Genomic DNA, 994 nt, shown 5'->3' with positions numbered 1-994 from the left:
GCAGATGGAGGTAGGCCTCGACATTGGCGGTGGAGTGAACGAGGAGGCACGCGAGCATTTCCTCAAGGCGCTGGAACGCGATCCGGAATCAGGCCTTGCGCATGCCTATCTGGCGCTTGCCGACATGATCATAGGAGGCTGTTCCGCCGCGCCGCGTGCCGTGCTCGATCAGGCGCGCGACCGGGCGCTGCACGCAATCGCGGTCAGTCCCGACGAAGGGCGATGCCACAGGATCCTGGCACTGACGCTGCTCTGGCGGGGCTGCGACGAATACGAAGCCGCCGAAAAGCACTTCGCCCGCGCGCTCGACCTCAATCCCTACGATGCCGACACGCTCGCCCAGACCGGCTACTTCAGGGCGCTGCGAGGCGATGGCGAAGCCGGGCTGGCGCTGCTCGACCAGGCCATCCAGCTCAACCCGATGCATCCGAGCTGGTATTATTTCGACCGCGGCGTAGCCTTGTTCATCGCCGGCCGCTACCGTGAGGCCGCGGCTTCCTTCTCCTGCCTGCCGCTCAAGGGCGTGCGGCAATGGGCGCGACTGGCGGCGTGCCACGCGCTCGACGGCGACACCGAGAAAGCCAAGGCTTGCGTTAGGGAAGGCCGCGCGCTGGATTCGGGCCTGACCGTGGCGGATATCCTTGCAGACCTGCGCATAGAGTGCGCCGAGAACTGTGACCGGTTGCGAACCGGTCTCGAGCGCGCCGGCTGGGACAACACGCCGGCATAGCCAGTCCGCCGCGCAGCGGGCATGATGGCCGGCGATCGCCCGCCGACTCGGGCTCCATTGCCAATCCGCGGGGGCGCATGAAACCAGCCATCCTCTTGCTTTTGCTCGCGGCCATGCTGCCGTCCGCATCGGCGCGGGCCGGCGACTGGAAGCCGGTCGAAAAGGTCGAGACCTATGCCGTCTCCGGACAGACCGCACCGGAGCTCTATGCCTCGATCGGCGAGAAAGGCCCGGTGATCGGCAAGGACAGTGCAGGCAACGAAC

At 66.7% G+C, this 994-nt stretch carries 2 protein-coding genes; both read left to right on the top strand.

Annotated elements, in window-relative coordinates; genetic code table 11:
- Positions 1-730, top strand: a 730-nt coding sequence (locus EOA33_RS36785) for a tetratricopeptide repeat protein (RefSeq protein WP_210212655.1), incomplete at its 5' end; no start/stop codon positions are given.
- A 77-nt stretch (positions 731-807) separates the two neighbouring features.
- Positions 808-994 (top strand): DUF922 domain-containing protein (locus EOA33_RS36780; RefSeq protein ID WP_127407800.1); only part of this gene is annotated, 187 nt, incomplete at its 3' end.

Source organism: Mesorhizobium sp. M4A.F.Ca.ET.050.02.1.1 (genome assembly GCF_003997725.1).
GTDB lineage: Bacteria > Pseudomonadota > Alphaproteobacteria > Rhizobiales > Rhizobiaceae > Mesorhizobium.
Note: the sequence above shows the minus strand (reverse complement) of the source record. Positions and strands in the feature narration are given on the sequence as shown.